Genomic DNA, 7,656 nt, shown 5'->3' with positions numbered 1-7,656 from the left:
GACGCCGCCCAGCATGATCTGCTGGCCTTCACCGCGTTCCCGCGCGAGATCTGGCGGCAGATCTGGTCGAACAACCCGCAAGAGCGGCTGAACAAACAGATCCGCCGCCGCACCGACGTCGTCGGGATCTTCCCCGGTGAGTTCGGTGGGCCGGTCAGTCTCGTCGGTTTCTGCTCGATCGCCGTGGCGGGCAGTTCGCGGCCCATGTTGCGCCGTGTCGGCGGCGACTGAACCCGAGTTCAGGGATAGTCGAGACGCCGGGCCTCGTTCATTCGTCGCTCTTCTGCCTGTTCTTCAAACCTTGTTGAACCGCGCTTTTCGGGGTGCAGAGTCGATGAGCCCGTGGGGTCAGGGTTTCCGTATCTGCGATAGCACCTCTGGTGAGGTAGCAGCGACACGCTGTAGCTCCCGGCGGTTGGCGACGCCCACTTTCCGATAGATGCGGTACAGATGGTTGCTGACGGTGCGGACCGACAGGGTGAGCCGCTCTGCGATTTCCTTATCCGTGAATCCCTGCGCAACCAGCAGTACCAATTCCCTTTCTCGCAGGGATAGCCGTTCGGTCGCTTGCAGTTGCAGCAGGGCTGGTGTGACGGCGCCGTCACACCGTTCGGCCAGGGTTTTCGCCTTCAGTGTCGCCGCAGTTGCGGCCCGGTGCTGGGCGACGCGTCGGTACAGACGGGCCAGCTCCGCGTAGGCCTCTGCGGCATAGATATCGGCGCCGGCTTGGGCGAAGGCCGCTGCGGCGGAGCGCAACAAGCGGGGGTTGTCCGTGGCCAGGGCATGTGCATAGTCCAAGCGGCCTTGAAGGAACGAACCTTGGACGGGGGTGTCCCAGTAAACCTTGGAGTGCTCGGCCATTCCTAGCCGGGCCAGTTCGTGCGCGGCAATGGCCACGTCAGCGTGGGCACCATGCGCCTGAGAGATTTGGGCTGCCTGACCCAGCAGGTCTGCTGCCTGGTCGCGATCGCCGGAGAGGAATGTGTTCCAGGCATGGGCCACATGGTTCTGGAGGAGGAAGTGACTGGGCATCAAGGCGGGCAGCGACGTCTTGGTGATGCGGCCCAGGGCCGCGTCGGCCATGGCTGTACAAATTCGGGCCCGGTCGTGCCATTGCTGCCATCCCACCTGGTAGGCGGGATGGAGTGCGAACAGTTCGAGAGCCTGGCGAGGGCGGCCTCGTTCGAGAAGCACGGTGCCGAGGGCGATGCCGCGCTGTGCGTCGATGCGGACACGCCGGTCGGCGACGGCTCGCTCGTAGGCGCGGGTCAAGAGGTCGACAGCCTCGGAGAGGCGGCCGAGATCCGCCAGCGTGACGGCGTGAAGTTCTTCCAGAGAGTCGGCATGGAAGGCGCTCGTGTCGCTGCAGGAGCGCGTGCTTTCGTACAGGGTGAGAGCGTCTCGGGGGCGTCCGGCGTGGAGCAGCGCGGCCATGCGGAAGATCACGGCTTCCAGGTGATGGGGGTCAGCGGGATCTTTTGTCAGCGGCTGGCACAAAGTGAGAGTGCGGTCAAAGTGGCCCTGGAAGTACGCTGCCATGCTTGCGTAAAGCTTGCCCTGGTTGCCTGTCAGCTGACTGATGGTCCCATCGGCGCTTTCGAAGTGGCCCTGCAACAGTTCGCTGCGAGCGCGGACGGCCAATATGTCCTGGTGTGGTTCAGAATGTGCGGCAGCATCTGCGGTGTCCAAGACAGTGCCAGCAGCGGGGAAGTCGGCGAGAGCGACGAGCGACAGAGCGTGCGCGGCCGCAGTATGCGGTGCTGGGTGCTGTTGCCACGCGGCGGCAGTGAAGCGGGCGGCGGCACGAAGGTCCTGGGCTCCGGCGGCGTGGTGGGCGGCTTGTAGCAACTCGCCTTCGCTGACTGAGTCGTCTCCCACCTCCATTCGCCACTCTGTTATCCGCAGGGTGTCGGCGACGGTGGCGGTCCAGCGGACGGTGTAAGCGGCTATCCAGGTACGCAGATGGGCGCGGCGGCGCAGGATCGGCAGGCTCTGGCGGATGACATACCCGACCAGGGGATGGAACAGTCGCACCGAAGCGGGGGCGGTCGGGGGGGTTTCGACCCGAATGAGCTCCTGATCCTCCAAAAGGAGCAAAACGTCTGGGGCCACTAGACGTTCAAGGAGCTGCAGCGGGGCCGGCTCAGCGAGGACAACCAGTTCCAGTGCCTCGCGGGCGGCGGCGCTTAGGTGCGTGACTTTGCGGGTGATCAGTTCACACAAAGGGGCGGATATCGGCAGTCGGTCCGGTAGCGTCCAGCCTGCAGGTGAAGGACGGAACAGATGCTGCTGGGCCGCGGCTCGGGCCAGTTCCCGTAGCAGCAGGGGGTTGCCGTCGGACAATTGGGCGAGGTGGGTCGATGCGCTGTGTGCCAGCGGTTCTCCCAGCAGAGCGGCGGCCAGTCGGCGGGTCGCGGCGGCGTCAAGCGGGCCCAGCTCCATGCGCTGCAGATGGTCGTCCGTCCAGAGGTGGGTTACCGCTTCCGGCGCGGGTAGCTCGGTGTTGATGGTCAAGAGGAGGCGTGCCGTCCGCCGCCGGGCCAGTTCCAGCATGAATGCGGCCGTGCACGGGTCGACCAAGTGCGCATCATCCAGGAACAGCAGCGTTCCACGGCGGCCGCTACTGCCCGAGTGCACAGCACGCAGCAACTCGTGTGCGGGCCCGTCGACAGTCGTCCACGTCCCGGCTTGCCGGTCCCGGGCGGAACAAATCAAAGATGCGTAGGGCAGGTCCTGCCCCGGCCAGGTCGCCATTACGCGAATGACCTGATGGGTGGTGTGGAGCGCGGCGATCGCCTCGGTGGCCAACCGGGTCTTGCCTACCCCGCTCGGACCGGTCAACATCACTCCGGCGTATCCGTCCGACTGGGTGAGGAGCCTGGTCAGGCGAGTCATGTCGGTTTCCCGGCCGACCAGCATAACCTGGTCAGCCGGCAGCAGGTCCACGGCCAGCGCTTCGCCTGCAAGACGTTCGGTCGGCGACGGAGTACGCCCCGCCTCATCCCAACACGGATCTGGCTCGCCCACGCTCTTCACCTCTCGATGCCACGGGTGTCACAACGGCCGGAGGGAGAATTCCTTCAGTGGGCACCCATGACGCCCAAAACGTGCGAGATGCGGCGCAGGCCGGGCGCGAGGGCCCACAGCTGCCCTGCACAACCTCTGGTGGAGCCCCCTACTTCCCCGAGCTTGCACGTTCGAATCGGGACTCGATCGAGCAGTTGGTACTCAATTCCACGAAGCGATTTCACGGTGGATTGAGTAGCAACTCCTCACCGTCACAAACGATCAACGTCATGCAGTATGGGGTCGTGTTCTCCGAAGTGATGTATTGACGGCCAACTCTGAGAGGTCGTTACAGCAGTGCCTCTTGCTTCCGCTGGACTCGGCATCCGTGAGCTGCCAAGAGGCCCTTCTTTCGTGCACGCGGGTCGGCCAACTCACTCAAACTAGGACGCTGTTCGAGCGCCACCGACCACGCGAGCGGATCGGGAACGGACAGGGAGGAACTCATGGAATGCCGCCTCGTACGCACGTCGCTTCGTCGTCATGCCCCCTCACCCATGCCTCCCCGCTACGAGGACAAGGCCAATGATCGTGTTTTGAGGATATGCGGTGGTTTCATACCGAGGGCGTTGGCGAGTTCACTTCGGGTGGTGACACCGAGTTTGGTGTAGACGTGCTGCAGGTGGTTGTCGACCGTACGGACCGACAGGCTCAGGGTTTCGGCGATGTCCTTGCTGGGGGTGCCGGTGGCGGCGAGCAGCGCGATCTCACGCTCGCGGCTGGTCAACGGCGTGGCGGCGTCAGCGGTGGCCAGCAGGGGGGTACGGGCGCCCTGACAGCGGGCTACGGCCTGGGCGGCGCGGTGGGTGGCAGCGGTGGCGCGGCGGCTCTGGCCGACGCGACGCCAGGCGGTGGCGGCAGTGGTGGCGGCTTCGGCGGCCAGCAGGTCTGCACCGAGGTCTTCGAGTTCCTGGGCGCTGTGAAGAAGCCGGGTCGGATCGTCTCCGGCGATGGCGGTGGCCAGACGGGCACGTGCCTGGATGAAGACGTTGTTACCGAGCTGAGCCAGGCTGGTCAGTCGGCTGTTGACCGCTTTGGCGCCGCCGAGGCGGGCCATGTCGGTGAGCAACAATACCTCGCTGGTGAGGTGGCCGGTGATGCGGGCAGTCTGGGCGGCTTCGGTGAGGATGGTGAGGGCCTGGGCGAGGCGGCCGCGGGCAGCCAGCAGCCAGGCATGGCCGAGGCAATCCTCTGCGCCGGACAGGATGCCGGGGGAAATGAGCGGGCTGCTTCGGTATTCGTCCAGAGCTGTTTCGGCTGCGCTCAGGTCGCCGAGGACTGCTGCGCAGGAAGCGAGTCCGGAAAGGGCGGGCCGGAGGGCTTTGGCATGGTTGATTGTGCGGGCGAGGGCAGCGGCTTCGGCATACCAGCGGCGAGCGGTAGCTGGATGACCGGCCAACCACTGCGCCCGCCCAAGGAGAAGTGCCGACCAGACCCGCTCGACCAGGCAGGAGTCGGTGAGGTGGGCGTAGGCGCTCTCGGCGGTGGCGCAGGCGTCAGTCAAGCGGCCGGTCTCGGTGAGGGCGAGCACCATCGGGACGGGCTGAGCCGGATGGGGTGGCAGAGCGTGATCGTCGAGCTGTTGGTGGGCGGTGGGGGCGCGTTCTGCCCAGGGCACGGCCTGGGTGGCGTGGCCCACCACGGTCAGTGCTGCGGATTTCATCAGCGCGCCGCGTAGCCAGGCATGGTCGGTCGATTGCTCGGGTTGGGTTCCCAGGTCTTCCAGCAGGGTGAGGCCGTGGAGCGGCTGGCCTCCAGCAATGCGCAGAGCGCCCTCATTGATCTGCAAGGCGCGGTGGCTGGCCGGGCTGGTGACCTGATTCAAGACAGCGTCGTTGATCGACAGGGCCTGGTCCAGGTTGTCGTTCCACACCAGATTTGCGGTGCGGGCCAAGGTGATGGCCACCCTCTGCTGTTCGTCGACAATGGGCGCATCGGTCTCGGCCTTCACGAAAACGGCCTCGGCCGACTTCCATCTGCCCATCTGGGAGAGGGCCTCGCCGAGCAGGAGATGTGTCTGGGCTGTGTGCTCGGGCTCGGGGAGAGCTTCAAGGAGGGTGATGGTTTGCTGGTGGTCGTGCGCGTTGCGGGCCAAGGCGGCGGCCTGGATGAGGAGACTTTGGTCGGCGGTGCCGGTGGCGGCGAGCCGCCAGGCGGCGATGCGCAGAACATCTCCGCGACGGCGGGCACCGTATGCCTCCACCTGCCGGGCCTGGCCGAGCAGGATTTCCCGACGGCGCAGGGCGGGTAGGCCGCTCCGCAAGACTTCGCCGTACAGGGGGTGGGCGAGCGTCACACGGGTGCGCCGCTCGTCCTGGCTGATGCAGAGGAGCCCGGCACGTTCCAGATCAGCCAGCGTCTGGCAAGAAGCAACAGCTTGGACATCTGCCAGCGCCAGAGGTTCGCACAGCGCCAGCAGTTCCAGCACGGGCCAGCCGGCCTGCCCCGCAGCGGCCATGTGGGCGCCGATCAGCTCGGTCAGCTGTGTCGTGACCGGCAGCCTGCTTCCCGGGGCTAGGTGCCAGACTTCCCCGTCACTGGTGAGAATTCCAGCCGACATGGCACTGTGCACCAACTCCCGCAGGTACAGGCCGTTTCCGCCCGATGCTTCGTACAGGCGCCGAGCCGTGTGTCGCCCAACCGTTCCGCCGAGTGCCGCCTGCAATACCGCCTCTACCTGTCCCTGGTCGAATACGGGCAGTTCAATCCGATGGACGGCGTCACCGTGGATGAGGGTCTGCACGGCGCTATTGGTCGCTTCGCCGCTGCGGATAGTGGCGATCAGGCGCAGGAGCCCGGCGTCCATCAGTTGCTGCAGCAGCATGACCGAGGTGGCATCCAGGAGGTGGAGGTCATCGACCAGTACCGCCCACCGGCGCCGGTTCTTTCCGGTCAGTGCCGCAGCAACCGCAGCGAACCCCTCGACCGGGTCAGACAAGTCCACCCCTGCAGGAAGCAGGTGTGCGATCGCTCCCAGCGGGACCATCGCAGCCGCCGTGCTCGCCGTCGCTCGCCCGCCGAGAAATCCCGCGTGCACCGCCCGGGCCAGGCACTCCTCGGCCAGCCTGGATTTACCCACCCCCGCTGGACCTTCCACCACGAACCCCCGGTTCCGCCGGTTGGCCAAGGCTTCGGCGAAAATGTCCAACTCTTGCTTGCGGCCGACCAGCGGCCAACGCGAGCTCGGGTTTCTCATCGCAGGCGGGTTGATGACTGCGGTACCTGGCTGTGACATGTAACTCTCCACGACGCAGAAACGAACTGCGAGACAGGGCAGATAGGGAGTGGCTGAGTGGCTTGCGGGCAACCTGCTCAGGTCCTGCTGGAACAGCTGCACGATGCGGGGCGCTTATTTGCAGTCCCCGGCACGGCTCGCACCGTCAATGGGTCTCGGCCGCCGCAGGGGGACGTCAGGCGGCCTCAAGGGCTGCCCAATGATCGGTGGCGTGTGGGCTGTGATGGATGCCGGCGCGTTGCGCAAGTGCGGTGACGACCTGCTGGCCACGGCCGTGTTCGTCTGCTGCACAGCTAGCAATCCAGGGGCCCGGGACTGGGGCCGGGCCGCCATCAGTCACATCGATGCACACACTCGTGTGTCCGCCTGGGGCGGTGGCAGCCTCCAGGTGCAGGGCGATCGAGGGCAGGGCGTGTTCGACGGCGTTGGTGACCAGCTCGGAGATCACCAGCAGCGCGTCGTAGACCGTGTCTCCGTCCAGTCCCCAGGAAACGAGTACCGGCTTGGCGGCATGCCGGGCAACCGCAGCCGCACTCACGTGGTGGGGCAGCGCGCAGTCATACCGGGAGAGACGGTCCCGGGTTTGGGGCTCGGCTCCCGAGCCGAGCGGGCGCCCTGTAGGGCAGGCGGCGGGGGAGGGGACGGTGAGGGAGGTCATGACGGTCACTCTTCTCGGTGGGGAGCGGTGACGCTCTGCATGACTCTTTTCTAGGCAAAAGGCGTGCAGGGGGCATTAGGGGGCGCCCCTAATATCCTTTCGGGCCGCCCCCTAACAGGGCTGATCCAAAGTCCGGATAGTCACCGTCGTTGCTGGTCATCCCCGGCCCTGGCCTTGATCGGCTCCGTCGACAGCCGACATCGGCATCGCAGGAGGTCCCAGGCCTGCGAGCGGCTCGGGACACCTCCCGTGGGGCCCAGGATGCTCGAGCTGTCATACTGCGTGCGCCGTGCTGGCTGGCGCGGTCTCGCTGCTGAGGCTGACTTCTTGGCGTGGACACTGCGACCGCTTGCACCGCGCCGATGTGGCCGTGGAGGGACGCCGGCGGGTGAGCAGACTCTTGGCGGGCGGACACCGGCCTCATGCTCGAGCGCTGGGAGGGCTTCGGTTTCGCCAAGACCGGAACATCACCGGCCCGGTGCCATAGACCGGCTACCTTCCGGCCACCTGCAGGGCCCCCCGAACGCTTTCGCGACCCCGGCGGCCGCATCCCTCGAACGACCGGTGGGTTCGAGGCCCCAAGCATTTGTTGCGCCGCGCCTACACCGTTGACAAACAGCACGTCAAAGATCACACGTCAGAGGCCAGCAGTAAGGCGCAGTTTCGGCTGGATCATGATGCGTCTCCGCCCGGGGCG

At 66.2% G+C, this 7,656-nt stretch carries 3 protein-coding genes and 1 pseudogene; 1 reads left to right on the top strand and 3 read right to left on the bottom strand.

All coding sequences use genetic code 11. The features are described 5' to 3' along the window. Positions 1 to 135: pseudogene (locus ACGFYN_RS44585) on the top strand (transposase); the annotation flags it as partial. Between the two features lie 213 nt (positions 136 to 348). Here the strand turns inward: ACGFYN_RS44585 and ACGFYN_RS44580 are convergent. From ACGFYN_RS44580 to ACGFYN_RS44570, 3 genes are all read right to left on the bottom strand, one after another. Next, positions 349 to 3,027: a LuxR C-terminal-related transcriptional regulator gene (locus tag ACGFYN_RS44580; protein ID WP_393871718.1), complete on the bottom strand. Its 2,679-nt coding sequence runs from the start codon at positions 3,025 to 3,027 to the stop codon at positions 349 to 351. A gap of 547 nt (positions 3,028 to 3,574) precedes the next feature. Further along, positions 3,575 to 6,403 (bottom strand): LuxR C-terminal-related transcriptional regulator, encoded by a 2,829-nt coding sequence (locus ACGFYN_RS44575; protein WP_393871717.1) that lies wholly within the window; start codon positions 6,401 to 6,403, stop codon positions 3,575 to 3,577. A 73-nt stretch (positions 6,404 to 6,476) separates the two neighbouring features. After that, the gene (locus ACGFYN_RS44570) at positions 6,477 to 6,959 is read right to left on the bottom strand and encodes an ATP-binding protein (protein WP_393871716.1); all 483 of its coding nucleotides are present in this window, start codon (positions 6,957 to 6,959) and stop codon (positions 6,477 to 6,479) included. Positions 6,960 to 7,656 lie beyond the last annotated feature (697 nt).

Origin of the sequence: Streptomyces sp. NPDC048419, assembly GCF_043200415.1 — a bacterium.
In the GTDB taxonomy this organism is placed as follows: domain Bacteria; phylum Actinomycetota; class Actinomycetes; order Streptomycetales; family Streptomycetaceae; genus Streptomyces.
Note: the sequence above shows the minus strand (reverse complement) of the source record. Positions and strands in the feature narration are given on the sequence as shown.